Here is a 26,063-nt window from a genome sequence, read left to right on the forward strand (position 1 = left end):
CCGGCCAGAGCCCCTACGGCGGTGCCCCGCAAGGTGGTTACGACCCCAATGCCGGCAGCTACGGCCAGGCTCCGTACGGCGGCGCCCCGCAGGGCGGCTACGACCCGAACGCCGGCGGCTACGGCGCCCCGAGCCCGTACGGCGGCGGCTACCAGCCCAACCCGTACGCGCCGTCCGGCCCGGTGCTGGCGACCTGGGGACGGCGCGCCATCGGCGGCCTGATCGACTTCGTCGCCCCGGCGATCGTGGTCAGCATCATCGTCAACATCGTGATGCCGAACGGCGGCTACGGCTCGACCCTGCTGTCCACCCTGCTGGCCGTGGGCTGGTGGGTGTACAACACCGGCTACCGGGTGGCGACGACCGGCTACTCCTTCGGCCACAAGATCGGCAAGGTTCGTGTGGTGATGGAGGACACCGGCCAGACCCCGCCGCAGAACACCGCCATGCTGCGCGCCGTGGCACACCTGCTCGACGAGCTGGTCTGCGCGCTGGGCTTCCTGTTCCCGCTGTGGGACTCCAAGAAGCAGACCTTCGCCGACAAGATCGCCAAGACCGTGGTGATCGACGAGCAGAACGTCCAGCGGTAGTCATCCGCGAACAGCAATGGGCCGCCCCGTCGGGGCGGCCCATTGTTGCTTGTCAGTGGCTAGTTCTCGCCGCGCGGAGTGCGTCCGTCCTGTTCGGAATCCTCGGACGGCTCCGGCTGCGGCGCCCGTCCGATGCCCTCGTCGGTGCCGTATTCACCGTACGGACGCGGCGCGGAACCCGACTCCGCGGTCTGTTCGGACGCCGACTGCGGCGTCACCGGCTGCTCGGTGTTCCCGGGCGTCGGCTGGCCCGGATAGGGCTGGCCGGGGTAGGTCTGGCCCGCCGACGGCTGACCGGCGTACGGGGGCTGCTGGGCCGGGTAGGCCTGCCCCGGGTACTGCGGCGTGACTTGGGCCGGGTACTGCGCACCCTGGCCGGGGTAGCCGGCCTGGCCCTGGCCCGGATACTGCTGCTGGTTCTGCCACGGCTGCGGCGCCGCGTTGCGCGGGTCGAAGGCAGCGGCGCGGGCACCCGGCATGGTGGCCAGCAGTTCCCGGGCCTGCCCGGCCACCTTGTGCTCGCAGAGCAGTTCGTACCGGGCGGCCACCGTCTGGCTGATCGAGTTGAAGTCGCGCTTCCCGCGGGACGCGGCGTAGCCGAGCGCCGAGAAGGCGACGCCGATCACGATGCCGATCAGCAGTGCGCCCGGCAGCAGCACGAACGGGTTGGCCTGGGGCTGCAGGAACCACAGGATGAAGGTCACCATCAGGCCCGTCGACAAGCCGCTCTGCAGGCCGCGGAGCAGCACGGTGCCCCAGTTGCGGCGTCCGGTCACCCGCTCCACCGATTTCAGGTCGGTGCCGACGATCGCGATGTTCTGCACCGCGAATTTGGCGTCGGCAAGGAAGTCGACCGCCGCCTGTGCCTGCACGTAGCTGTCGTAGACGCCCACCGACTGTGGGTATTCCAGTTCGAACAGCGAACTGAGTCGGGCATTGGGCTGGGTCATCGGGTTCCTTCCGTCAGCCGACAGGGGTGAGGTTCAGCGTCCGGCCGGCAAGGGAGCGCTTGCGCGCCGCAATCGTCCGGGCCAACTCGGTCAGGGCGCGAGCACTCGGCTTCGAGCCGTCCGCCACCACCACCGGGAATCCGTCGTCGCCGCCGACTCGCACGGCGGGGTCGAGCGGCACCTCGGCCAGCAGCGGAATGTCGTAGCCCAGCCGGGTGGTCAAGGTGTTGGCCACCTCGGCACCGCCGCCGCTGCCGAAGACGTCCACCCGATGGGTGTCGCCGCAATGGGGGCATTCGACGTCGAGGTAGCTCATGTTCTCGACGACGCCGATCACCTTCTGCTCGAGCATGGACGCCATCGTGCCGGCCCGCTCGGCCACCTCGGCGGCGGCCTGCTGCGGCGTGGTCACCACCAGCACCTCGGCGTTCGGCAGCTTCTGGCCCAGCGACAGCGCCACATCACCGGTGCCGGGCGGCAGGTCGAGCAGCAGGAAGTCCAGATCGCCCCAGAACACGTCCGAGAGCAGCTGATGCAGGGCACGGTCGAGGATCGGTCCACGCCAGGCGATCACCTGGTCGCGGCTGGCCTTCAGCATGCCCATCGAGATCACCTTCAGGCCCATCGTCGGCACCGGCAGGATCATGCCGTCCAGCGACGTGGGCGAGGTGTCGGCGACACCGAGCATCTGCGGAATGGAGTGGCCGTAGATGTCGGCGTCCAGCACGCCCACCGATTTGCCCTGCTCGGCCAGTGCCATCGCCAGGTTCACCGTGACCGACGACTTGCCGACGCCGCCCTTGCCGGAGGCGACCAGGATCACCTGGGTGAGGTTGTTGGCCTCCGCGAACGGGATGGCGCGCTCGGCGATGCCCCCGCGCAGCTGGCGCTTCATCTCGGCGCGCTGCTCGTCGGTCATCGCACCCAGCGTCAGGTTAATGCCGCCCACCCCCGGCACGGAGGTGACCGCCGCGGTGACGTCGTGCTCGATGGTGCTCCGCAGCGGGCAGCTCGCGATCGTCAGCAGCACGGTGAGCGAGACCACGTCATCGTCGTCGATGGTCAGCGATTCCACCATGCCCAGCTCGGTGATCGGGCGCTTGATCTCGGGGTCCACCACCCCGGTCAGCGCCTCCTGGACAGCGACGAGCAGTTCGTTATCGGGCATATCCGAACCCTACTCCGGGCAGCGCGGACGACCGCCGGGTATCGCGCTCGGCGTAGTCGGGACTGCGGGCTACCGGTTCGGACGGGTCGGCGGGCGGCCGCCGTCCTTGCCGGACGGCCGGGAGCCGGTGTCGCCGGCGTCCTCACCCTTGTCGAGTTCCTCGAGCAGATCGCGCAGCTCGCCGCGGATGAAGTCGCGGGTGGCCAGGTCACCGATCCGCATCCGCAGCGCGGCGATCTCGCGGGCCAGGAAGTCGGTGTCGGCGCGGGCCTGGGCGGCGACCTCGCGGTCGTGTTCCAGGCTGACCCGCTCACGAGCCTCCTGCCGGTTCTGCGCCAGCAGGATCAGCGGGGCGGCGTAGGACGCCTGCAGCGACAGCAGCAGGGTCAGGAAGATGAACGGGAACGGGTCGATCCGCCAGTCTCCGGTGGCGATCACGTTCCAGCCGATCCAGGCGACGATCAGCACCGTCATCCAGATCAGGAAGCTGGCGGTGCCCATGAACCGGGCGAAGCCCTCGGCGAAGCTGCCGAACACCTCGGCGTCCATCCGTACCCGGGGCAGCCAGCGCCGCTCCCGTCCGGGCGTGTTGAGCCGATCACTGGTGGACACCGGTCACCCCCTGCCGCAGCTGGTCCAGCTGAATCCCGCGCCAGTCGTTGGGCAGGATGTGGTCGAGCACGTCGTCCACGGTGACCGCACCCAGCAACCGGCCGTCGGCGTCCACCACCGGGGCACAGACCAGGTCGTAGGTGGCGAAGTAGCGCGACACCACCGCGACGTCGGAGTCCGGCGTGAGGGGCGTGATGCCCTTGTCCACCAGGGACGCCGCCAGCGTGGAGGGAGGTTCGCGCAGCAACCGCTGAATGTGCACCCCACCCAGATAGCGGCCGGTCGGGGTGTCCAGCGGCGTCCGGCAGATGAACGCCAGGCAGGCCAGCGCCGGGGTCAGCTCTTCGTTGCGCATCATCGCCAGCGCGTCGGCGACCGTGGCGTCAGCCGGCAGGATCACCGGCTCGGGCGTCATCAGACCACCGGCGGTGGCAGCGTCGTAGCTGAGCAGCGAACGGACGTCCTCGGCCTCTTCGGGCTCCATCCGTTCCAGGATGTCCTCGGCGACGTCGGGCGCCAGTTCGGCGATCAGGTCGGCCGCGTCGTCGGGGTCCATCTCTTCCAGCACGTCGGCGGCCCGGTCGGCCTCCAGCGACTGGATCACCTCGACCTGCTCGTCCTCGGGCAGCTCCTCCAGCGCCTCGGCCAGCAGCTCGTCGTCCATCGCCCTGACCACCTCGGCGCGGCGCTGCGGATCCATGTCATGCAGCTCGCGGGCCACGTCGGCCGGCTTCATCTCCTGCAGTTCGGCCAGCAACTGCTCGGCGCCGCCGCCCGGGATCAGGGTGAAGTCGGGCACTTCGTCCCAGGGCACGATGGTGATGTGCGGCTTGGCGAACGGACGCCGGCGCACCTGATCGCGCAGGGCGACCTCGCTGAGTTCCCAGTCCCGCTGCCGGGCCTGCCGGATGGCCAGGTCGTAGAGGGTGAACGGTTGCGGATTGCCGCGCCGGAACACGGTCCGGTCGAACAGATCCTCGATGGCCAGGTTCTCCTGCTCGCGCGGCTCGAACCGGCGGGTGTTCACCACGCCCGAGATGATCACCTGGTTGGCGTCGATCGAATGCACCCGCTCCATCGGGAAGAAGATCCGGCGCAGCGCGAAGAGCTCGATGACCAGGCCCTTGACCCGCGGCGCCCGTTTACCGGGGCGGTTCTGCAGCACCACATCGCGCACCTTGCCCACCTGGTCGCCACTGGCGTCCAGCATCGGCAGTCCCTTGATCCGGGACACGAAGATCGACGAGCTGGTCACCCTGGGAGGTTAGCGCCTCACCCCCGCTGCGGCCGACCCTCGGACGCCGCTTCCCGCGATGTCGACGAGTCGGTGCGACTCAGGTGGCCTCGGCGTCGAAGGGTGGCAGCGGACGCTCAGCCGCGGGCAGCTCCGGTTCGGCCTCGGGCACCGGGTCCGGGCCGGCGGCGATCGCGTCGTCCAGGCTGGTCCTGGCGCCCCGCATCTCGGCCGCCACCGAATCGAGTTCGGCGGTGGCGTCCGGGCCCAGATGCTTGGCGACGAACGCCTTCGGGTTCAGGTCGGAGAGCTGCAGATTCGCGTACTCGGGCCCCAGTTCCTCGCGCAACCGACCCTGGGCGTCGTTGGCGATACGCCGCACGTAGTGCAGCACCCGGGCGGTTTTGCGGGCCAGTTCGGGCAGCTTCTCGGGCCCGAACAGGACGATGGCCAACACGAGCAGCAGAACAATCTCGCTCGCGTTGAAATCCATGGCTCACAGGGTAGTGCGAACTGCCCGCACGACCATTCCCGGGTCATGAGTGCTGATCATCGCTGGTCGAGCTTGTCGCGACCCGGTGCCGGCGAGGTCTCGACAAGCTCCGCCAACGATGGTTGCGCTCTCAGAGACCGGCGGCGTCCAGGATCGCCACGAAGGTGGCCTGCTGTTCGGCCGAGGCCGACAGCAACGGGGCGCGCAGCACAGCCGGGTGGAAGCCACGGGCCTCGAGGCCGGCCTTCACCAGCATGCAGCCCTGGGTGGCGAACACCCCGGTGAACACCGGCAGCAGCGCGGCGTTGTCGGCGATGGCGCCGGCCAGGTCACCGGCCAGGAACTTCTCGATCATCGCCTTCGCGCGGGCACCGGTGAAGTGCGTCGAGGTGCCGACCACGCCGACCCCGCCGACGGCCAGCAGCGGCAGGGTGAGGGCGTCGTCGCCGGAGTAGTAGTGCAGGCCGGTCGCGGCGATCACGGCGGCAGAGGCGACCAGGTCACCCTTGGCGTCCTTGACCGCGACGATCCGAGGGTGGGCGGCCAACTCGATCAGGGTGGCGGTCTGGATCGGGACGCCGGCCCGGTGCGGAATGTCGTACAGCATCACCGGCAGCTCGGTGGCGTCCGCGACAGCGCGGAAGTGGGCGGCGATCGCGTCCTGCGGGGGCTTGGAGTAGTACGGGGTCACCACCAGCAGACCGGACGCCCCGGCGTCGGCGGCCTGCCGGGCCAGTTCGATGGTGTGCCGGGTGTTGTTGGTGCCGATGCCGGCGACCACCTGGGCGCGGTCACCGATCTCGTCCACCACGGCGGCGACCAGTTCGGCCTTCTCGGCATCGGTGGTGGTCGGCGATTCACCGGTGGTGCCGTTGATCACCAGGGCGTCGTTGTGCTGCACATCCACCAGGTGGGCGGCGAGCTTTCGGGCCTCTGCCAGGTCGACCGTGCCGTCCGGGCGGAACGGGGTGACCATCGCGGTGAGCAGGCGGCCGAAGACAGGCTGGGACATGGCCGCAGTGTAACGGCGTCCCACCCGGCACGCCCGTACCCGCACCTCTCGGCGACGCTTCGATAGGCTGACCCTGTGAGTCCTGCATCGCGCTCAGCCAAGGCTGCCACCCCGTCTCCGTCCTGGGCATTCTCGGAGTCGTTCGTTCCCGACGACGACACCATGCGGCTGGCCCGCGCCGCGAGCCGCCAACTGGCCCTGACACCGGCCAGCCAGGGCGTCACGTCGGCGCTCACCTTCTTCGCCCGGCTGATCAACGCACGCGCCGTGGTCGAGATCGGCACCGGCGCCGGCGTTTCGGGTCTGGCCCTGCTGCGTGGCATGGCCTCCGACGGCATCCTCACCTCGATCGACCTGGAGACCGAGCATCAGGTGGCCGCGCGGCAGATCTTCGCCGCCGAAGGCGTCCCGCCCCGGCGCGCCCGGCTGATCGCCGGTTCGGCGCTCAACGTGCTGCCCAAGCTGAGTGACGGCGCCTACGACATGGTGGTCGTCGACGGCGACCCGCTGGAGTTCGTCGAATACGTCGACCAGTCGCAGCGGCTGCTCCGCAGCGGCGGCCTGCTGGTGCTACATCACGCCCTGTGGAAGGGCCTGCTCGCGGAGGAGTCCAACGAGGACGACGAGACCCTGATCATTCGCGAAGCGCTGCAGGCCGTGCACGACATGGAGGACTTCACCGCCACCCTGCTGCCGGTCGGCGACGGCCTCCTGGTCGCCGTCAAGGCCTGACCCTCCTCCCTGCCGACCACCCCGGCCGCCCGGCCGTCCGGCACCTCAAGCCCTCCCTAACTATCTCTGCCCTCCCGCATGTGGGAGGGCAGAACTAGTTAGGGAGGGCTTTGTGCGTCGCGGGAGCCGCCCGGACGCCGGAACGGCCGGCCCGGGGTTCCGGGCCGGCCGTCGGGCACTGCTGGGAGTTGGTTACGGGCTGGGGATCGGGAAGCTCTTCGGCACCACGGTCAGGCCGTCCTCGACGAAGAAGCCGCGCGCCTTGTCGTGCTCGGGGTCGACGCCGATCTCGACGCCGTCCGGCACATGCACGTTCTTGTCCAGGATGGCCCGCCGGACGACCGCGTTGCGACCGATCCGGCACCCCGGGAAGATGATCGACTCTTCGACCTTGGCCCACTTGTCGACGACCACGTTCGGCGACAGCACCGAGCGGTCGACGTCGCCGCCCGAGATGATGCAGCCGGCGCTGACGATCGAGTCCTCGGCGTTGCCGCGCAGGGTGAACTTGGCGCCCGGAGCCTGTACCTGCTCGGTGAACATCGGCCACTTGCGGTTGTACAGGTTGAAGTCCGGGTCGACCGAGATCAGGTCCATGTGGGCGGCGTGGTAGGCCTGGATGGTTCCTACGTCGCGCCAGTAGTTGAGGTCGCGTTCGGTGGCACCCGGAACCGCGTTGCGGGTGAAGTCGTACACCCCGGCGCGGCCGCCATTGACGAAGTCGGGGACGATGTTGCCGCCCATGTCGTGCTTGGTGTCGGCGTTGGCGTCATCGTTGAGGGCTTCGACGAAGGCCTTGCGGGTGAAGATGTAGTTGCCCATCGAGGCGAACGACTCGTCCGGGCTGTCCGGCAGGCCGGGCGGGTCGGCCGGCTTCTCCAGGAAGCTCTTGATCTTGGAGTTCTCGTCGGCGTCGATCACACCGAAGGCGGTCGCCTCGGAACGCGGCACCCGGATGCCTGCGACGGTGCAGTCCAGGCCGGAGTTGATGTGCGCCTGCAGCATCTGCGAGACGTCCATCCGGTAGATGTTGTCCGCGCCGAACACCACCACGTAGTCGGGATCTTCGTCGTTGATCAGGTTCATCGACTGGTAGATGGCGTCCGCGCTGCCCTGGAACCACTGCTTGCCGGTGCGCTGCTGCGCCGGCACCGAGGTCACATAGCTGCCCAGCATCGGCGACAGCCGCCAGGTGACGGCGATGTGCCGGTCGAGGGAGTGCGACTTGTACTGGGTCAGCACACAGATCTTGGTCAGGTCGGAGTTGACGAGGTTGGAGAGGACGAAGTCGATCAGCCGGTAGGTGCCACCGAAGGGCACTGCGGGTTTGGCTCGATCGGCCGTGAGTGGCATCAGGCGCTTGCCCTCACCGCCCGCCAGGACGATGGAGAGAACGGTCGGGTTGCTCATGATCCGAACATAGAGCCCCCCGCAGCTATGGGACAGTCCCACGGAGGAAATTCTCAGGCGAGTCGCGCGGCCGCGGCGTCCGGACCGAGGAATATTCGGCGCTCGAATGTCCCGGCACCGGCTCAGCCCCTCCCGTGGTGCGGGCTCGGTGTGCAACGATCCCTGCATGTCACTGCGTGTATCCATCCTCACTCGTGAGTATCCGCCGCACATCTACGGGGGCGCCGGCGTCCATGTCGGTCAGCTGGTCCCGCAACTACGCAAGTTCACCGAGTCCGTCGACGTCCAATGCATGGGAGAGCCGCGCGACGGTGCGACGGCGCATGCCGAGGACTACCCGGCCGGTGCCAACGCAGCCCTGCGCGTCCTGGGCGCCGACGTCTCGATGGCGGCCGCCATCCCCGAGGTCGACGTCATCCATTCGCACACCTGGTACGCCCAGTTCGCCGGTATCGTCGCCGGCCACTTCCAGGACGTGCCGCACGTCGTCACCGCGCATTCGCTGGAGCCCGACCGGCCCTGGAAGGTCGAGCAGCTGGGCGGTGGATACCGGGTCAGCTCGTGGATCGAGAAGACCGCCTTCACCCAGGCCGACGCCGTGATCGCGGTCTCGGCGGCGATGATCACCAACATCACCAACGCCTACCCGTCGATCGATCCGGCCCGCATCCATGTGGTCAAGAACGGCATCGATCCCGAAGAGTTCAAGCCGGACGCCAACACCGACGTGATCGACTCCCTCGGCGTCGATCGCGACAAGCCGATCGTCACCTTCGTCGGCCGGATCACCCGCCAGAAGGGCCTGATCCACCTCGTTCGGGCCGCTCAGCAGTTCGACCCTGATACCCAGGTGCTGCTGCTCGCCGGCGCCCCTGACACCCCGGAGATCGCGGCCGAGTTCGACGGCGCGTTCGCCGAGCTGAACAAGACCCGCAGCGGCGTGAAGTGGGTGCAGGAGATGCTGCCCCGGGCCGCGGTGCGCCAGGTGCTGACCCATTCCACGCTGTTCGCCTGCCCCTCGATCTACGAGCCGCTGGGCATCGTGAACCTGGAGGCGATGGCCTGTGAGATCCCGGTGGTGGCCTCGGCCGTCGGCGGCATCCCCGAGGTGGTCGTCGACGGCGAGACCGGCCTGCTGGTGCCCTACGACCCGGCCCAGGCCGGCGACCCCGAGTTCGTGAAGGGCTTCGAGGCGAAGTTCGCCGAGAACGTCAACACGCTCACTCGCGACCGTGACCGGGCGCGCCAGATGGGCCTGGCCGGACGCCAGCGCTGCATCGACGAGTTCAGCTGGGAGAAGATCGCCCAGGAGACCGTGGAGGTCTACGAGAAGGCGATCGCCACCCACAACAGCTGACAGCTGTTCCGACACGACGAAGGCCCCCGGAAGATCCGGGGGCCTTTCGTCATTGGCTTGGAAAAGCGGCGCGCTCAGGCAGGGTTGACGACACCCGTCAGTGCTTCGAGGAGCTCGGCCGCCTCGGCCGCGTTCATCTCGATGACCAAACGTCCGCCGCCCTCAGCCGGGATTCGCATGGCGATCACGCGCCCTTCCTTGGCCACCTCGATGGGCCCGTCACCGGTCCGCGGCTTCATTGCTGCCATTGCTCACCCTCGTTCTAGTTGGGGACTTACGGGGCCATTATTCCAGAACCCCGTCGCGGTTGCCCGGAAGCGACCCTGGCCTGCTCGCCGATCGCCGGCAACGGATCGGTCCGGACGGCTGCTCGACCCGCGTCCGGGCGCGGTCAGCGCCGCTGGTCGTTCTCGCCCGCCGGACGGAAGAACGCGGGGCGCTCATCGTCGGAGCCGACCGGTACCTGCGGCGCCGCAGGATCGGGATCGGTGTCGGCGCGGGGTGTCGGAGGTTCTGTCTCAGGGTTTGACACGACCGTCTCAGCCGGGGTGAACCCGGGAGCCGCGGTCGTGGTCTCGGCACCGACGGGCGGGACGTCCGGCGCCAGCGGGGGCAGGTACGTCCGGGAGGGTGCCGCGTCGAGTTGCCGGGCCAGCCGGTCGAGCAGGCCGTCCACCTGGTCCATCGAGTAGCCGCGCGGGACGACCGCGAACCGCAGGGCGCGCAGGTCGTCACCGGTGACCACCCCGGTCGGCACATGCGGACGCGGCGTGTCGGTCACCGTCCCGGGCAGTTCACCGAGCCGTCCGGACGCCGCCACGGCCGCCAGGCCGAGCACCGCCACGGCGATCATCCACAACACCCATTCCATGTCATGCCTCCGGTCAGGTTCCGTTGCCGGTCGCGCCCGCGCCGGTCACCCAGCGGATCGCCTCGTCGACGTTGTCAGTGACCATCACCAGGTCGAGATCCACCTCGGAGACGTACCCGCCGGCCAGCACCGAGGAGCGGATCCAGTCCAGCAGCGGCTGCCAGAACTCGGTGCCGAACAACACGATCGGGAACGAGGTGACCTTGCGGGTCTGCACCAGGGTCAGCGCCTCGAACAACTCGTCGAAGGTGCCGAATCCGCCCGGCATCACGATGAACCCCTTGGAGTATTTGAGGAACATCACCTTGCGGGCGAAGAAGTAGCGGAAGTTGATGCCGAGGGTGACGTGCTTGTTCAGCGACTGCTCGAACGGCAGCTCGATGCCGAGTCCGACCGACACCCCACCGGCCTGCGCGGCACCCTTGTTGACCGCCTCCATGATGCCCGGGCCGCCGCCGGTGATCGCGGTGTAGCCGGCGTGGGCCAGGCCGCGTCCGATCTCGACCCCGGCCTGCCAGACCGGGCTGGCCTTCGGCGTCCGCGCTGAGCCGAAGACGCCGATCGCCGGACCGAGTTCGGCAAGGGTGCTGAAGCCCTCGACGAACTCCGCCTGAATGCGCAGGATGCGCCATTGGTCGCTGTGGATCCAGCCCGCGTCGTCCTTGCCCGCCAGCAGCCGCTGGTCGGTGGTGGTCGGTTGAACCTGCCCCTCTCGCCGGATCACCGGGCCCTGGGTGCGCGTGCGCTTGCTCACGCCCGCCAGCGTAGTGGCGGCGCTTCGTCAGCGGCCCCAGGAGTCCATCGCGTCTGTGTTCAAGGCCCGGCCCAGAGCCGCGACCCGGGCCTGATCGGGCAACAGATAGCTCAGGCCGGCCTCAGTCACGCCCCCGCCGGCGGTCGGCAGCTTGATCGTCTCGGGACGCTGCTGAGTGGCCCGCAGCCGCACGTCCACGAAGAGTTCGACCATGGCACGGGCGTCCAGTCCCGAGTCCACCACGATGTCGCCGGCCAGTTGATCGAGCACCGCCTTCACCGTTCCCGGGTTGAGCAGCGCCTTGCTAGTGAGCAGCCGCTCGACGATGCCCTGCAGGACCAGCCGCTGGCTCTCCTCACGATCGATACCGCCGATCTTGGTGTCGTCGTCCTGACGGACGAAGGCCAGCGCGCCCGGACCGGTGAGGGTGATCGGGCCGCGGACGAAGGTGTAGTCACCGGTGGTTGCCTGGACCGGGTTGTTGACCGGGACCCCTCCCAGCATGTCGATCAGCCGGGACATGCCCTCCAGCCGGGTGAGTGCGACGTGGTCGATCCGGATGCCGAGCAGACTCTCCACGGACTGGACGACCGACGCGGGCCCGCCGTCGGTGTAACAGCGGCTCAGCCGCTGACTGCTGCCGTCGGCGGAGGTCACCATCAGGTTGCGCGGCAACGAGACGACATCCACCCGCCGGCGGGTGCTGTCGATGTGCACCACCAGCAGCACGGTGGCGGAGGCTCGTGGCTGCTGCCCGTCGTTGCCGACCAGCAGCAGGTTGAGCGACCCCGGCACACCGGGGCTGGCAGCCGCATCCCGCGCGGGCAGCAGCGACGGACTGCGGTGGATGCCGGAGGCCGACAGCCAGAGCGAGCCGACGGCCGCACCCGCGACGATGACGACGGCGAGAAGGCACGCGAGCACACCCGTGCTCACGCGCAGGAACATCCGGACGCCGCGGTTGCGCGGGCGCGTCCGGGAATAGGCAAGTAGGTCGCTGATGGTCCGATCCCCCCGGTCGGCTCATTCACAGATGCCGCGGCTCCCTCCCGAAGAACCGTCGGCGAGAGGCCAGCGTACATGGCGCCGGCTCGCTGACCGGCGACTACCGGCCGATCGGGGAATCTGCGCTCAACTGAGCCAGCGCAGCACCGCGTCGTGGCAGGTGACCAGGTCGGCGACCGGGCAGAACTCGTCGTCGGCGTGCGCCTTGGACGGGTCGCCGGGCCCGAAGTTGACCGCCGGGATGCCGAGGGCGGAGAACCGGGCGACATCGGTCCAGCCGAATTTGGCGGACGGGTCGCCGCCGACGGCGGCCAGGAAGGCAGCCGCGGCCGGACGGTCCAGGCCGGGACGGGCGCCCGCCGCGGCATCGGTGAAGGTCAGTTCGTAGCCGGCCAGGATGTCGCGGCAGTACTGCTGCGCCTCATCGACGCTGCGATGCGGCGCGAACCGGTAGTTGACCGTGATCGTGCAACGGTCGGGGATCACGTTGCCGGCGATGCCGCCCTCGATGGCGACCGCGTTGAGCCCCTCGTGGTAGCGCAGCCCGTCGACCTCGGGTTGTTCGGGGACGTGCGCGGCGAGTCGGGCCAGCACGTCGGCCGCGTCGTGAATGGCGTTGTGCCCCATCCAGGCGCGGGCCGAATGGGCGGCGCGTCCGGTGGTGGTGACGGTGAACCGCAGCGTGCCCTGACAACCGCCCTCGACGCGGGCGCTGGTCGGCTCCATCAGGACGGCGAAGTCGCCGGCCAGCATCTCGGGACGGGTGGCGGCGATCCGGGTCAGCGAGTTGGCCGCCGATTCGACCTCTTCGTGGTCGTAGAAGATCCAGGTCAGATCACTGGACGGGGCCTCGAGGGCGACTGCGGCGGCCAGCATGACCGCGACGCCGCCCTTCATGTCGCAGGTGCCGCGGCCGTAGATCAGGTCACCCTCGCGCCGGGACGGCAGATTGCCGGCGAGCGGGACGGTGTCGAGGTGTCCCGCGATAACGATCCGCTCGGGCCGGCCGAGCGCCGTCCGGGCGATTACGGTATCGCCGTCGCGCAGCACGCTCAGGTGCGCGCAGCCGCGCAGTTCTCGTTCGATCTGGTCGGCGAGTTCGCGCTCGTTCCCGCTGACCGATTCGATGTCGACGATCGCACGGAACAGCGCGACCAGGTCGCCGCGGGCATCGAGGGTCATGGCCTGAGCGTAGCGAGGGCGGCCGACATTTCTCGCTCGGCCCTGTCGGAGGGCCCCGCTAGGCTTGCCGCCATGACCGACACCCGCTCAGCCTGGGGCTGGGGCCTGGCCTCCATCCACTCCTCCGGACAGGTTCTCGACACCTGGTTCCCCGACCCTCAGCTCGGCTCCCCCACCAGCGCCACCGCCCCGGAACAGCTGGCGGCGGCGCAGACCGACGATGCCGAGCGTGGCGTCCGCACCGAGGCCGTGCTGGTCGAGATCGACCTGGACGCCGCCCCGGCGTCCACCCCGGACGCCTACCTGCGACTGCACCTGCTGAGCGCCCGCCTGGTCCGGCCCCGTGAGTTGAATCTGGACGGCATCTTCGGCGCCCTGCCCAACGTGGTCTGGACCTCGGCCGGCCCCTGTGCGGTGGAGGGTTTCGAGCAGGTACGGGCCGCGCTGCGCCTCGGCCGGGGCCAGCTCACCGTCTTCGGTGTCGACAAATTCCCTCGAATGGTCGACTACGTGGTGCCGTCCGGGGTACGGATCGCGGACGCCGACCGGGTGCGGCTGGGTGCGCATCTGGCGTCCGGTACGACGGTGATGCACGAGGGGTTCGTGAACTTCAACGCCGGCACGCTCGGCGCCTCGATGGTCGAGGGCCGGATCTCGGCCGGCGTGATCGTCGGCGACGGCAGCGACATCGGCGGCGGGGCGTCCATCATGGGCACGCTGTCAGGCGGCGGCAAAGAGATGGTGACGATCGGCGAACGCTGCCTGCTGGGCGCCGAGTCGGGGCTGGGCATCTCGCTCGGCGACGACTGCACCATCGAGGCCGGCCTGTACGTGACCGCCGGCACCAAGGTCACTTTGCCCGACGGCGCCGTGGTCAAGGCGCGCGAGTTGTCCGGGCAGTCGGGCCTGCTGTTCCTGCGCAATTCACTGACCGGCGCCGTCCAGGTGCGCCCGAAGGCCGGCAGCACTTTCGAGTTGAACGCCGCTCTGCACGCGAACTGATGCGCCCCCGCTGGTCTCGCATCGCCCTGGTGGCGATCGCCCTGCTGGCGATCGTCGGCGGCGTGCTGTGGGGCGGTGCGGTGATCTGGTCGAACGCGACCAAACAGCCGCTGCCGATGGACGACCAGTGCCGGGCGAGTGCGGACGGCGCGAACGTCACGCTGACACCCGAGCAGGCGGTGAACGCCACGATCATCACCTCGGTGGCGCTGAGTCGCGACCTGCCCGCCCGGGCGGTCACGATCGCGCTCGCCACCGCCTATCAGGAGTCGGGGATTCGCAACCTCGACTACGGCCACGCCGACTCGATCGGACTGTTCCAGCAGCGACCCAGTAAGGGCTGGGGCACGGTGAAGCAGATCATGGATCCGTACTACTCCGCCGGCAAGTTCTACGATGCCCTGGTCCGGGTCAAGAACTGGCGCACCGGCGACGTCAACGATGTGGCGCAGGCGGTGCAGCGTTCCGGCCATCCCGATGCCTACCGCAAGCACGTCAGCAAGGCGCGGGTGCTGTCCACCGTGCTCACCGGGAACACTCCGGGCGGGTTCAGTTGCACCCTCGACAAGCCGGGCAAGGCCGATCCTGCCGGCACCGCCGCCGTGCTCCGCAAGGCGCTGAAGTCGAAGGTCGAGGTCCGCGCCACCGACGCCAACGTCGTGGTGGCCGCCAGCAGCGAGAACGTCGCCTGGGCGTCGGCGAACCTGGCGATCGCCCATGTCGGTCAGTTCGGCGTGGCCCGGGTCAGCGTCGGCGGCAGCGATTGGGTGCACAGCTCACGCACCCTGGCGTCCTGGTCGGGAATCGGCGGCGGACGCAGCGTGACTATCGGCTTCAAGGCCTAGCCAGCTGCCGGTCGAGCCCTACCGCTGGTCGAGCTTGTCGAGACCCATGCCGTCGCCACAACGGACTCCCCACGCTCCACCGTCATCCCGGGCTCGCCCCGGGATCTCCCTCCCGGTCCCCAGCGCGAGACCTCAGCCGGCAGTGAGGCGCGCCGCCGCGGTCGCGATCCGCTCGTCGGTGGCCGTCAGCCCGACCCGAACGAAGTCGCCCGACTCAGGCCCATAGAAGTCACCCGGCGCGACCAGGATGCCGCGCTCGGCGAGCCAATCGACGCTGGCCCGGCCGTTCTCATCGCGGGTGCACCACAGGTAGAGCGAACCCTCCGAGTGCACCACCCGGAAACCGGACGCCTCCAGCGCCGGCCGCAGCAGCGCCCGCCGCCGCAGGTACCGCTCCCGCTGCTCGACGACATGGCCGTGGTCACCGAGCAGCGCGACCATCGCCGCCTGCACGGGTGCCGGCACGATGCCGCCGGCGTGCTTGCGAAGTTCGCGCAGTCCGCTGACCAGCTCGGCGTCCCCGGCCAGGAAGCCGGCTCGATAGCCCGCCACGTTGGAGCGCTTGGACAGCGAGTGCACGGCCAGCAACCCGTCCAGCGAACCTTGGTTCACGTCCGGATGCAGCACCGAGATCGGCTCGGCGTCCCAGCCGAACTCGCCGTAACACTCGTCGGAGGCCAGCACGGCCCCGCGTTCGCGGCAGTACCGCACCCAGGCGGCCAGTTGGTCGGCCGACAGGATCTCGCCGTGCGGGTTGGCCGGCGAGTTGATCCAGACCAGACCGGGCCGCAGATCGGCGATCTGCCCTGGGTCGTCGCAGGGCACCACTTCGGCGCCGACGAGCCGTCCGCCCACCTCGTAGGTCGGGTAGGCGATCCGCGGAATGACGATGCTGTCGCCGGCACCGAGACCGAGCAGATGCGGCAACACGGCCACGATCTCCTTGGTGCCGATGACCGGCAGCACCCCCTCGTCCGCGATCGGCAGGCTCTGCCAACGGTCGGCGAGATAGCCGCGGATCGCGGCCCGCAGCGCCGGCGTCCCCCACACCGTGGGATACCCCGGGGCATCGGACGCCTCAGCGAGCGCTCGACGGCCCACCTCAGGAGTGGGGTCGACGGGCGTGCCGACCGAAAGGTCGACGATCCCGTCGGGGTGCGCCAGGGCGCGGGCCTTGGCGCCCGCCAACGAATCCCAGGGGAAGTCCGGCAGGCTGCGGTCGCGGAGCTTCACTCGCCCTGCGGCGGCAGCGCGGTCACGACCGGATGATCGGCGTCGATGGGGCCCATCTTCGCCGCGCCACCCGGGGATCCCACGGTGTCGAAGAACTGCACGTTGACGTCGTAGAAGACCTTCTGGTCTGACGGGACGTCGTCCTCGTAGTAGATGGCCTCCACCGGGCAGACCGGCTCACAGGCGCCACAGTCGACACACTCGTCCGGTTGGATGTACAACATTCGGTTGCCCTCGTAGATGCAATCCACGGGACATTCCTCCACGCAAGCCAGGTCTTTCACATCGACACAGGGCTGCGTGATGATGTACGTCATCTCGATCCTCTCCGAACCTCGTTGAATCGTGGAACACTCTAGCGTGCACGACTGGGAACAGAGAGGGTGCCCATGGACGCTTTGGACCGTCTGAGACCCCCGCTCCGGCCCGGCGAACGGGTCAGTTTGCGGCTCACCGAGCCCGCGACGGACCTGATCGGATTCGTGCTCTCGGTGAACCCGCTCACCCTCGAGGACCGGCACGGCCGCTCGCATGTGGTGACGCCGGGAACGGTGCTGGCAGCCCGGCGAGTGACGGTGTCGCTGGGACGCGATCCGCGCTCGGCACCCAGAGTGTTGCTGGACGAGCTGGCCCTGCGCGCCCGGGTTGCCGGCGAGCCGGAGTTGCACCGGATCAGCGACCTATTGGCCGGACGTCCCGCACCCGCCGAGGTGTTCGCCGGACGCGGCGAATGGTCGGACGGCGACCTGCGAGCCCGCGTCGAGGGCGAGTGGCTGACCACGAACGTCACCGATCCTGAACTGCTGGTCGCACTCGCCTGGTGGGCCACCCGGCAGAACGCCCGCAGCATCCAGGTGCGCCGCTGAACTTCGCGCCCGTTGGTCAAGCCTGCCGGGGCCAGGTGAGACGCGGGGACGGTGGGACGCGGGGACGGTTCTTTTCGTTCCACTTCTGGCACGCGGGGACGGTTCTTTTCGTTCCACTCCTGGAACGCGGGGGACGGTTCTTTCGTTCCACTTCCGGGCAACGTGGACCGAGGGGACGGTTCTCTTGGTTCCACTTTGGCCGAACTCGCCAGGTGCCTCGTGCGCCGCCGATCTGGAGTCACTCGTCCGACGGAAGAAGGAGGCTCTGGCTGCCGTTGGTCGGACTTGCTCGACGTGTCGTGCGCTGACTGGCTGAAGCTCCTCGTCCTGGTGGACGCCAGGATCTCCGTCGACCGGACGACACTTGCACCGGGACAGCCGGGCGAGCGACGGTGCATCACCTCGGCCGCGGGCGAGCGACGGCGCGGCGGCGATCTCGACATCGGTGACCGGTGGCGGGAAACATGTGCCGATCTCGTGTTGCAACCCGAAATCCGAGAGGTTTCCCGAAATCAGTGAGCGATCTCGACATCGGTACACCCCAAATCTGTGTGCCGGTTTGCTCAGTCGGCCACCCAGTGGCCGTTGGTCGAGCTTGTCGAGACCCCCTCCGGCAGTGATTTCCGCAAGCAGATCTCCACGAAAAGGTGTTGTCACAGTGTTGTCAGAAGCCACCCTGGTGTTGTCAGTTCCAGAAACATGCCTGCCGCGGAAACTTGCCCACGAAAAGTGTCAGACCCGGCTTCTATCGTGGTCGTCATGAATCGCATCACCGGTGTGGCTACGGGATTTATCCCTGATCGGCTGGTGAACGGTTTTGTCAGTGGCGACGTTTAGGGTCAACGGTATGAGCATCGATGTAGAGCCAGGGACGGCGGTGGCGGATTTCGCCACCGTGGTGGCCGGCCTGCTCGATGACCTCGACTATGATGACGTGACGCTACTGACAGATCGGAAACAGCTTGACCTGGTTGCTGACCTGCTCACGGTGCAGTCACGGCTGTCAGGTGTGGTGCACACCGTGCTCGGCCAGGTCGACCGTTCCGAAGCGGCGATGGCAGCACATGGTGTCCCGACGGTGTCGTGGTTGGCGTCAGAGCTGCGGTACACCCGGGGCCAAGCCTCCGCGATGCTGCACCACGCCAACGACCTGCACCGGTTCACCCAGATCGGTGACGCGCTGCGCAACGGTGTCGCCAACGACCGGCAAGCCCAAGCCGTCACCCAGGTGCTGAAGAAGCTCCCCACCGACCTGGGCGTCGAAGCCGAAGCGAAAGCCCAGGCGACGATGGTCGGCCATTGCGAGGAGTTCAACAGTCACGAACTTGCCGGTCTGTCGCGCTATCTGTTGGAGGTTGTCGCACCCGAGGTCGCCGAAGAAGCCGAAGCGAAACGCCAAGAACGTGAACTACGCGACGCACAGCAGGCTCGACATCTGAACTTTTCCGACGACGGGCATGGGTGCACCACCATCAAAGGCTCCCTCCCCACCGCTGACGCGGCACTGATCAAGGCCCAGATCGAAGCGCTCGCCCAGCAGATGCACCGCACCGCCCTGGAACTACGCGACCCGGGTGTGCCGCAACCGTCATGGCCGCAACGCCGTGCCGATGCTTTGGTGGAGTTGGCCCGCCGGGTCGCGATCCACCGAGAAGCACCACGCCATGGTGGTGACCGTCCCCATGTGGTGGTGCTGATCGACTACGACGACCTGCTCAGCGACTGCCACGGCGCCGGTCTGGCTGACGGCACCATGCTGACCGCCGGCCAGTTGCGGCAGTTCGCCTGTGATGCCGGCATCCTGCCCATCATCCTCGGTGGCCCCTCCGGGGTACTGGACGTCGGAAGAGAACAGCGCTTGGTCACTCCCGAGATCCGCCACGCCCTCCATGTGCGCGACAAAGGCTGCGTATTTCCAGGTTGCGACCGGCCTGCTGCTGATTGTGATGCTCACCACATCATCCCGTGGGCTCAAGGTGGTGCAACATCATTGTCGAATCTGTGTTTGCTGTGTAGACATCACCACAACCTGCTCGAACCTGATACGAAACGGGCATCGGAGCTGCAGTGGCAGATCAGAATCTCAACCGATGGGATTGCGGAGGTGATTCCGCCCCGGTTCGTGGATAAGCATCGACGGCCACGATGCCATCAACGTTTCCGACGACCCGAATAGCCAGGAAGAATCGCGGGCGCGCGGGTTGGACCGCGGCCAGAAATGTGCGCATGTGCGGGAATGGGTCTCGACAAGCTCGACCAACACCGCGCGGCGCAGCGGGCGCTGAGAATCACCACGGCGGCGAGTCAGGGTTCGACAAGCTCGGCCGACGGCACCCATGTCATCCCGGCGGACGCCGGGATCTCTCCGTCCGAGTGTTTTCGGGCTGCGGCGATCCCGAATCAAGTCCGGGACGACGAAGCGAATCAGTGCGCGTCCGCAAGAGGGTGAAGCGAATCGGTGCGCGTCCGCAAGAGTGTCTCGACAAGCTCGCACAACGGGCACCCACGTCACCCGGCGAACGCCGGGATCTCCCAAGCCGAGAACTCCGGTCGTGGAGATCCGGGATCAAAGTGCCGGATGACCAATTGACGGCCGGGCGCCGGACGACAGCTGACGGGGTCGAGTGTCGGAATGCGGTGGAGCCGGGGCCACAGGGCTCCTCCGTCGCCGCTCTCAGGGCTGCTTGCCGCGACTCCGGGCGTAGATGAGGTTCACGAGAACGATCCCGACCCAGACAACGAGCAAGCCGGGCAGGCCTGCGGCGGCGCTACCGATGGCGGTCAACGGGACACCGATGGCCAACGAGACGATGGCGAGCGTGAACACCGTCCGATCCGGTCGCGGCTGTCCGGCCGCCGGCATCGGCTGCACATGCCCGCCCGTGTACGGGGTGGGGGCCGGGGGCACCGGGTGCGGCACCGCCATCGGAGCCCTCTCTCCGGAGGCTGCGCTCATCGGCGGCTGACTCCACAGCTCGTCATTGGTCGGCTCGCGGAAGTCTGAGCTGCTCATGCGGGCAAGGGTAATCCACCCGTCCGACCGACCCCCGGGGCGGTGTTCGCGGCGGCCTCGTGGCTGCGGTGGCTGCTGGCGTTCCTGCCGATCCCGGTGATCGTGGTCGGTTCGCTCCTGTTCCAGCGGCGGCTCGTGCCATGACCCGGCCCACACAGTCCGTCAAGGCCGCGACTCGGAGCCGGTTGGCCGCGGGCCGAACCGGACGCCGTCCGGGGTCAGACGACCAGGAACAGATCCGTGCGCAGCGTCGCCGGATCGACCTCCGGCGACGGCTCGGTCACGTATACCTCGAAGAACCCGGACGGCTGCAACCCGCGCTCGGTGGCGGCGGTCGCCAGCCGATCCCAGGACTGGGCCAGCGTGTCGTAGGGACCCACGTGGGTGAGGCCAAACAGCTCACCACCGGGCAGCTCCGATGCCCGCACCGTCAGCTCCCCGACCTGCACCGGATCGCCCAGCGTCTCGGCGACCGGGAAACCGATATCGAGGTCGAAGCTGGCGCTCGGATCTCCGTGGTAGGCGGCGAACGCGGGGCCGTTGATCGGAACGCCGCTGGCCGCCAGCGCAGGGAAGCCCGCGTCGAACAAGCTGGGCAGCTGATCGGCTCGGACTCCCAGGTGCCGGACGATCACCGCGGGGTGTGCCTCACGAGTGACGAGGGTCGGCTCGGTGAGTGGCTCAGAGATCTCCATCGAACGATGGTGCCGGGCAGACCCGACGGCGTCCACCCCCGCAACGGTGAACCTTCGCACCGCTCCGGGAGCACGGCGTGGAAGCACAGTCATTTCCCCAGGAGGGCCGACCAAGAGTCGTCCGGCACCGACAAGGTTTCGCCAGCTTCAACCAGCGGGGTGACGAATTGATCAGATAGCGCGCCGTTCGGCGGCCTCCACCGTGTTGCGGAACAGCATGGCGATCGTTGTCGGACCCACCCCACCGATCCGCGGGGTGATCCAGCCCGCGACCTCGTTACAGGCTTCGTCGACGTCGGGCAGCAGCCGCCGTCCCTCGTACCGGACGCCGCCCCCCACCACTACCTGGCCAGGGGTGAGATGCTCGGGCCGCAGGATGCCGGGCACGCCGGCTGCGGCGATCACGATGTCCGCCCGGCGGGTGTACTCGGGCCAGTCCGGGACGCCGGTGTGCACCACGGTCACCGCGGCGTTCCCGCCGGGACGTTTCAGCGAGAGCAGCATCGACAGAGGCCGGCCGAGGGTGAACCCGCGGCCGAGGACCACCACGTTGCGGCCGGCCACCGGGATCTCGTAGTGCAGCAGCAGCGCCTCGATGCCCGCCGGGGTGCAGGGCAGCGGCCCGGGCATGCCGAGCGCGAGGCGTCCCATGTTGAACGGGTGCGCTCCGTCGGCGTCCTTGTCCGGGTCGAGTTCGGCGAGTGCCGCCTCGTAGTCGAGGTGCGCCGGGATCGGGTGCTGGATCAGCACCGCGTCCACCGCATCGTCGGTGTTGAAGTCGCGGATTGCGGCGATCAGATCAGCCTGGGTCGCGTCGCCCGCGAGTTGGACGTGGCGACCGCCGAAACCCAACGAGGCGGCCATCTCCTGCTTCATCCGAATGTAGCCGGCGGACGCCGAATCGTCGCCGACCAGGATCGTGCCGAGTCCCGGGTTGTGCCCGGCGTCCCGCAGCGCGGCGATCCGCGGTTCGAGGTCGGCGAAGACAGCGTCGGCAACCGGCTTGCCCGGCATCAGCACAGCACTCACAAGAGGTCAGCCTATGCCGTGAACGAGTGGAGACAGCACCGGCGGGCGGGCACGGTCAACCACACGAAGGCCGGACGTACCGAGAGATCCCGCTGAACCGGAAGGAGAGCGATCCTGAGCCGACCTACGGTTGCGTCCGTCGCCGATCGGCGAGGAAGGCGTCCTGGTGACCAAGGGAACCGTCCCCAGTGACCAAAGGAACCGTCCCCGGTGACCAAAAGAACCGTCCCCAGTGACCAAAAGAACCGTCCGCGTATCAGGGCTTCTTGCCGCAGACCACGGGGGTCAGGCTGTTGTAGCGCCAGAAGAAGGGCTCGGACTTGACCAGCTTCTTGCCCTGGTAGAACAGCCGCTTGAAGCGGACGTCGAAACCGCTCATCGCGCTCTGGGGGACGCAGCCGGGTGAGGAGTCGTACTGGGTCGGGCCCGGGCCCCGGTAGTTGCTGCGGACCGGGTTGGTGGCCTTGATCGTGTAGCGCTTGGTCGACCAGACCCGCACGGTGACCGATCCGGTCTGGCCGACCTTGCCGGTCGTCCACGCCTGCAGCACAACCCCGTAGGGCGAGTCGTTGCGGAACTTCATGTCGACGCTCACCCAGTCCAGGGTCGCCTCGCGGCCGACCGGGTAGCGGCTGAAGTAGAGCGAATGCGGCTTGTGGTAAATGTCCTCGAGGCCGGCGAAGAAGATCGCGTTGAACGTGGTGGTGGTGGCCTGCGAGATGCCGCCGCCCTGCAGCGTCTTGATCTTGCCGCCCTCGATGCCGCCGCCCGCCATCCAGCCGGCCGCCGCGGTCCGCTTGCCCAGCGCGGCGTTCATGCTGAACGTCTCGCCGGGCTTGAGGAAGGTGCCGTTGACCATCCGCGCCGCTTTGCCGATGTTGTTCACCCGGTAGGCCGAACCCGGGTAGTAGGTGGTGAACTTGCCGGTGATCTCCTTCACGCCCAGCTTCTTGGCGTCGTCGGTGGTGAACGCGGGCTTCTGCGTAGTCGCCTTGACGGTGATCGAACGCCCGGACGGCTTCTCCAGCACGCCCAATGCCGCCTTGCTCAGGGCGTCCGGGTCGAGGCCCACGCCGTCCACGGAGGGAATGATCTTCGGCTTGCCCTTGGCGATGGTGATGTCGGCGTCCTTGGGCTGCTTCAAACCGAGCGCCTTGATCGGCTTGGCCGCCGCCTTGGTCAGCTTGCCCCCGTCGAGGGCCGCTTTGAGGCTGCCGTCGGCGGGCTCGAACGACAGCGCGGCGGCGATCACCGCCGGTGTCAGCTGGAACGAGCCGGACGAGCCGGTCTCCACCGTGATCGGGGCCGCCAGCGCGGGCTTGCCGATCTTCTCGGCCACCTGGTCGGCCTCGGCCGTGGTGACCTCCGGATCGGCCTGGGCGACCACCGCGGCCACGGTGGTGGTTGTCGCGAAGCCCTCGGCGAGGGCGTCCGCGGTTTGCGGCTGCTGCACGGTGACGCCCGGCTTGGCCTCGGAGCGGACGATCGAGGTGCCCTTGACGCTGAGGTCGGCGTCGACCGGCTTGGTGTCGGCCTTCTCGGCGAGGCCGGCGACGGCCGCGGTCAGCTTCGCTTGGTCGCGGGTGACCACCGGCTGCTGCTCGCCGCCACCGGTCAGCACGGTGACGATGTGCGCCGGGTTCCAGCTGCGTCCGGCGCCGGCGTTGGACACCGTCGCGGGGTAGTCGATGGCCAGCCCGAGTTCGGCCGCAGTGGTCTGCAGGGTGTGTTCGCCGGCGGTGACGGTCAGCTCACGGTCGAGCCGCGGGCCCAGTTCGGAACGCAGCTTCTCGACCGCGGCCTCAGAACTCAGCCCACCGATGGCGACGCCGGCGACGGCGGCGTTGCGCGGGGTGTTGTCGCCGGCGAGGGCATAGCCGGCGATGTAGGCGCCGCCGAGTACGACTAGGGCACCCCCGGTCACCCACAGGGCAAGTCGACCGCCGCGGCGCGCTGGCTTGTCAGGGGATGTGGACACGGGTGCTCCTGAGGGTCTGCAACGAGTGTCGGCTCAGTCTACGGGAGTGCTCCGACAAGCCGGGCGACCGGTCCGCTGCACAGGTCGGCTGCGGAGATCCCGGCGTGCGCCGGGATCACGAGTGCGCCGGGATCACGAGTGCGCCGGACGGCGAGTGCGCCGGGAGGATGGCACCTGTGCGAGCGCGGCGCCGTCCCAGGTCTCGACCAGCGAGCGCGGCGCCCGTCCCGGGTCTCGACAAGCTCGACCGGCGACCTCAGCGACCCAGGCCGGCGTGCACCTCGATGCCGAAGGGGACGCTGAGCACGCCGGTCGCTGCCAGGCCGAGCCGGGCGGCCGCCATCTCGACCAGCGAATCCAGGTCGAACCGCGCCGCCGCCGTCACCATCGAACCCGAGACCGACTCACTCGATTCGGCCGGGCGGAACTGCTTCAGGAAGCCCAGCATCGACACCGCCCGGACGGCGACATCGTCGCGCCGCAGCCCGGCCAGTGCACAGGCCCGGTCGATGGCGGCACCCATGCCACCCAGGTGGTCGACCAGCCCGCGCTGACGGGCGTCGACACCCGTCCAGACCCGGCCGTGGGCGAGCGGTTCCAGCACGTCCAGCGCCATCCCTCGGTCGGCGGCGGCCTTGCCGGTGAAGTCGGCGTAGATGGCGTCCAGCCGGCGATCCAGCGCCGCCCACTGCTCGTCGCTGAAGCCGCTGTTGGCCGACATGAACGATGCCCACGCGCCCGCGGTGACGTCGCTGAGTACCAGGCCCAGCTTCTCCTTGATCTCGGTGGTGACGAATTTGCCGGCGAAGACGCCGATCGAGCCGGTCAGCGTGGTGGGCTGGGCGACGATCTCGTCGGCCGGCATCGACACGAAGTAGCCGCCGGACGCCGCCATGTCGCCCATGCAGGCCACCACCGGACGCCCCGACTCACGCAGCCGCAGCACCTCGCGGCGGATCGCGTCCGAGGCGATGTAGGAACCACCGGGCGAGTCGACCCGCAGTACGACGGCCTTCACCTGCTCATCGGCGGCCGCGGCCCGCAGGTGCTGGCAGACCACCTCGGAGGCCGCCATCGGCTGCCCGCCGGCCTGGCGCTGCGGACGTCCGGAAACGATCGCGCCGCGCACCTCGACGACCGCCACCGCGGGCTTCGTCCGGGCCTGCACCAGCTCACGCGCCGCCGACACCTTGCCGTAACGATGGACGAACCGCAGCCCGGCCTGCTCGCCACCCCAGGCCCGCCGCGCCTCGGCGTAGACCTCGTCGCGGTAGCCGATCCGGTCGATCAGGCCGTGCGCAACGGCCTCGTCGGGGGTCAACCCTCCGGCATCGACGCTGGCCCAGACCTCATCGGCGGTCCGGCCCCGGCGCTGGGCGATGGTGTCGACCGCCCAGTGCGCGATCGAGTTGGCGATCTGCTGCATCATCTCGGTGTTCGCGGCAGAGATCTCGTGCGCCGCGTAGGTGTCGACGGCGGTCTTGAACTCCTTGCGCTGGCCGAACTGCGGCTCGAGGCCGACCTTGTCGAACACGCCGCGCAGCAGGGTGATCTGGGTCCGGACGCCGCCCAGGGTCAACTCGCCGGACGGCTGCACCCAGACCTTCTCGGCATGGGCGGCCAACGTGTAGGGCAGCAGTCCGCTGCTGAACTCGCCGAACGACTCGGTGTAGGCCCAGACCGGCTTGTGTTCACCGAAGCCGGCGACCAGATCGGCCAGCTCGCAGCACTGGGCGGCGGTGATCGGGCAGGTGCCCAGGTGCAGGATCAGCCCGCTCACCGCGGGGTCGGTCGCGGCCGCCTGCAGCCCGTCGCGCAGCGCCCGCATCGAGGGCGCGTTGATCAGTTTGAACGCCTCCAGCGGATTGGCCGGCGCGTTACTGAGCACGGAATGGTCGAGGTCGAGCTCCAGGATCACCTGATCGCCGACGGAGGATTTGCGCAGCAGGGAGGACAGCGTGCCGAGAGGATCCATGGCGCCCAGCGTATGCGGGACGGGCGCCGGGTGGGTCACGCAGTGCGGGTCCGGACG

At 68.8% G+C, this 26,063-nt stretch carries 25 protein-coding genes and 1 pseudogene; 7 read left to right on the forward strand and 19 right to left on the reverse strand.

What is annotated here, in order from left to right; genetic code table 11:
- Positions 1 to 590: RDD family protein (locus QM624_RS06065; RefSeq protein WP_415089793.1), on the forward strand; the 590-nt coding region annotated here is incomplete at its 5' end.
- A gap of 449 nt (positions 591 to 1,039) precedes the next feature.
- On the opposite strand, the pseudogene QM624_RS06070 reads toward QM624_RS06065, so the two are convergent.
- From QM624_RS06070 to dapA, 6 genes and pseudogenes are all read right to left on the reverse strand, one after another.
- A pseudogene (locus QM624_RS06070) lies at positions 1,040 to 1,540 on the reverse strand (general stress protein); the annotation flags it as partial.
- 13 nt (positions 1,541 to 1,553) lie between these two features.
- Entirely contained in the window at positions 1,554 to 2,708 is a 1,155-nt protein-coding gene (locus QM624_RS06075) for an Mrp/NBP35 family ATP-binding protein (RefSeq protein WP_415089795.1), read from the reverse strand.
- 69 nt (positions 2,709 to 2,777) lie between these two features.
- Positions 2,778 to 3,320: a DUF1003 domain-containing protein gene (locus QM624_RS06080; protein WP_415089797.1), complete on the reverse strand. Its 543-nt coding sequence runs from the start codon at positions 3,318 to 3,320 to the stop codon at positions 2,778 to 2,780.
- On the reverse strand, positions 3,307 to 4,530 hold the full coding sequence (locus QM624_RS06085; protein ID WP_415089900.1) for a magnesium transporter MgtE N-terminal domain-containing protein: 1,224 nt from the start codon (positions 4,528 to 4,530) through the stop codon (positions 3,307 to 3,309). Before QM624_RS06085 ends, QM624_RS06080 begins: the two co-directional genes overlap by 14 nt.
- A 124-nt stretch (positions 4,531 to 4,654) precedes the next feature.
- Positions 4,655 to 5,047, reverse strand: a complete 393-nt coding sequence (locus QM624_RS06090; RefSeq protein ID WP_415089799.1) for a sec-independent translocase — start codon at positions 5,045 to 5,047, stop codon at positions 4,655 to 4,657.
- A gap of 130 nt (positions 5,048 to 5,177) precedes the next feature.
- Positions 5,178 to 6,059, reverse strand: coding sequence for a 4-hydroxy-tetrahydrodipicolinate synthase (gene dapA, locus QM624_RS06095; RefSeq protein ID WP_415089801.1), 882 nt, complete (start codon positions 6,057 to 6,059; stop codon positions 5,178 to 5,180).
- 75 nt (positions 6,060 to 6,134) lie between these two features.
- Between dapA and QM624_RS06100 the strand changes: the two genes are divergently transcribed.
- A complete protein-coding gene (locus tag QM624_RS06100) occupies positions 6,135 to 6,791 on the forward strand; it encodes an O-methyltransferase (protein ID WP_415089804.1) in 657 nt (218 codons plus the stop codon).
- Between the two features lie 192 nt (positions 6,792 to 6,983).
- On the opposite strand, the gene glgC is transcribed toward QM624_RS06100, so the two are convergent.
- A complete protein-coding gene (glgC, locus tag QM624_RS06105; protein WP_415089806.1) occupies positions 6,984 to 8,201 on the reverse strand; it encodes a glucose-1-phosphate adenylyltransferase in 1,218 nt (405 codons plus the stop codon).
- 172 nt (positions 8,202 to 8,373) lie between these two features.
- Here glgC and glgA point away from each other — a divergent pair, with 172 nt between their 5' ends.
- Positions 8,374 to 9,558 carry a glycogen synthase gene (gene glgA / locus QM624_RS06110; protein ID WP_415089902.1) on the forward strand — a complete coding sequence of 395 codons (1,185 nt, stop codon included), beginning with the start codon at positions 8,374 to 8,376 and terminating at the stop codon, positions 9,556 to 9,558.
- A 74-nt stretch (positions 9,559 to 9,632) separates the two neighbouring features.
- Here glgA and QM624_RS06115 read toward each other — a convergent pair whose 3' ends face one another.
- The 5 genes from QM624_RS06115 to dapE form a co-directional block, all read right to left on the reverse strand.
- Complete coding sequence (locus QM624_RS06115) at positions 9,633 to 9,806, reverse strand: DUF3117 domain-containing protein (protein ID WP_298131522.1); 174 nt, start codon at positions 9,804 to 9,806, stop codon at positions 9,633 to 9,635.
- A gap of 143 nt (positions 9,807 to 9,949) precedes the next feature.
- Positions 9,950 to 10,429 carry a DivIVA domain-containing protein gene (locus QM624_RS06120; RefSeq protein WP_415089808.1) on the reverse strand — a complete coding sequence of 160 codons (480 nt, stop codon included), beginning with the start codon at positions 10,427 to 10,429 and terminating at the stop codon, positions 9,950 to 9,952.
- Positions 10,430 to 10,442: 13 nt separating this feature from the next.
- On the reverse strand, positions 10,443 to 11,183 hold the full coding sequence (locus QM624_RS06125) for a TIGR00730 family Rossman fold protein (RefSeq protein WP_415089810.1): 741 nt from the start codon (positions 11,181 to 11,183) through the stop codon (positions 10,443 to 10,445).
- 27 nt (positions 11,184 to 11,210) lie between these two features.
- On the reverse strand, positions 11,211 to 12,131 hold the full coding sequence (locus QM624_RS06130; RefSeq protein ID WP_415089812.1) for an LCP family protein: 921 nt from the start codon (positions 12,129 to 12,131) through the stop codon (positions 11,211 to 11,213).
- A gap of 183 nt (positions 12,132 to 12,314) precedes the next feature.
- Positions 12,315 to 13,370 carry a succinyl-diaminopimelate desuccinylase gene (dapE, locus tag QM624_RS06135; RefSeq protein ID WP_415089814.1) on the reverse strand — a complete coding sequence of 352 codons (1,056 nt, stop codon included), beginning with the start codon at positions 13,368 to 13,370 and terminating at the stop codon, positions 12,315 to 12,317.
- 72 nt (positions 13,371 to 13,442) lie between these two features.
- Between dapE and dapD the strand changes: the two genes are divergently transcribed.
- Both dapD and QM624_RS06145 read left to right on the forward strand, forming a co-directional pair.
- The gene (gene dapD / locus QM624_RS06140; RefSeq protein WP_415089816.1) at positions 13,443 to 14,372 is read left to right on the forward strand and encodes a 2,3,4,5-tetrahydropyridine-2,6-dicarboxylate N-succinyltransferase; all 930 of its coding nucleotides are present in this window, start codon (positions 13,443 to 13,445) and stop codon (positions 14,370 to 14,372) included.
- 29 nt (positions 14,373 to 14,401) lie between these two features.
- Positions 14,402 to 15,217, forward strand: a complete 816-nt coding sequence (locus tag QM624_RS06145; RefSeq protein WP_415089819.1) for a hypothetical protein — start codon at positions 14,402 to 14,404, stop codon at positions 15,215 to 15,217.
- A 132-nt stretch (positions 15,218 to 15,349) separates the two neighbouring features.
- Here QM624_RS06145 and dapC read toward each other — a convergent pair whose 3' ends face one another.
- Positions 15,350 to 16,450 (reverse strand): succinyldiaminopimelate transaminase, encoded by a 1,101-nt coding sequence (gene dapC, locus QM624_RS06150; protein ID WP_415089822.1) that lies wholly within the window; start codon positions 16,448 to 16,450, stop codon positions 15,350 to 15,352.
- On the reverse strand, positions 16,447 to 16,767 hold the full coding sequence (gene fdxA / locus QM624_RS06155; protein ID WP_415089824.1) for a ferredoxin: 321 nt from the start codon (positions 16,765 to 16,767) through the stop codon (positions 16,447 to 16,449). The genes dapC and fdxA overlap by 4 nt, the downstream gene beginning before the upstream one ends.
- 126 nt (positions 16,768 to 16,893) lie before the next feature.
- Between fdxA and QM624_RS06160 the strand changes: the two genes are divergently transcribed.
- Positions 16,894 to 17,316, forward strand: a complete 423-nt coding sequence (locus QM624_RS06160; protein ID WP_415089826.1) for a hypothetical protein — start codon at positions 16,894 to 16,896, stop codon at positions 17,314 to 17,316.
- Between the two features lie 847 nt (positions 17,317 to 18,163).
- Complete coding sequence (locus tag QM624_RS06165; RefSeq protein WP_415089829.1) at positions 18,164 to 19,492, forward strand: DUF222 domain-containing protein; 1,329 nt, start codon at positions 18,164 to 18,166, stop codon at positions 19,490 to 19,492.
- 498 nt (positions 19,493 to 19,990) lie between these two features.
- On the opposite strand, the gene QM624_RS06170 is transcribed toward QM624_RS06165, so the two are convergent.
- The 5 genes from QM624_RS06170 to QM624_RS06190 all read right to left on the reverse strand — a co-directional run bounded on the left by QM624_RS06170 (position 19,991) and on the right by QM624_RS06190 (position 26,006).
- Positions 19,991 to 20,329, reverse strand: a complete 339-nt coding sequence (locus tag QM624_RS06170; protein ID WP_415089831.1) for a hypothetical protein — start codon at positions 20,327 to 20,329, stop codon at positions 19,991 to 19,993.
- Between the two features lie 218 nt (positions 20,330 to 20,547).
- Positions 20,548 to 21,024 carry a GyrI-like domain-containing protein gene (locus QM624_RS06175; RefSeq protein ID WP_415089833.1) on the reverse strand — a complete coding sequence of 159 codons (477 nt, stop codon included), beginning with the start codon at positions 21,022 to 21,024 and terminating at the stop codon, positions 20,548 to 20,550.
- A 171-nt stretch (positions 21,025 to 21,195) separates the two neighbouring features.
- The gene (locus QM624_RS06180) at positions 21,196 to 22,053 is read right to left on the reverse strand and encodes a bifunctional 5,10-methylenetetrahydrofolate dehydrogenase/5,10-methenyltetrahydrofolate cyclohydrolase (protein WP_415089835.1); all 858 of its coding nucleotides are present in this window, start codon (positions 22,051 to 22,053) and stop codon (positions 21,196 to 21,198) included.
- Between the two features lie 256 nt (positions 22,054 to 22,309).
- Entirely contained in the window at positions 22,310 to 24,031 is a 1,722-nt protein-coding gene (locus tag QM624_RS06185) for a VanW family protein (protein WP_415089837.1), read from the reverse strand.
- Positions 24,032 to 24,287: 256 nt separating this feature from the next.
- On the reverse strand, positions 24,288 to 26,006 hold the full coding sequence (locus tag QM624_RS06190; protein WP_415089839.1) for a S49 family peptidase: 1,719 nt from the start codon (positions 26,004 to 26,006) through the stop codon (positions 24,288 to 24,290).
- Between the last annotated feature and the right edge of the window lie 57 nt (positions 26,007 to 26,063).

Source organism: Micropruina sp. (assembly GCF_047606365.1).
GTDB lineage: Bacteria > Actinomycetota > Actinomycetes > Propionibacteriales > Propionibacteriaceae > Micropruina.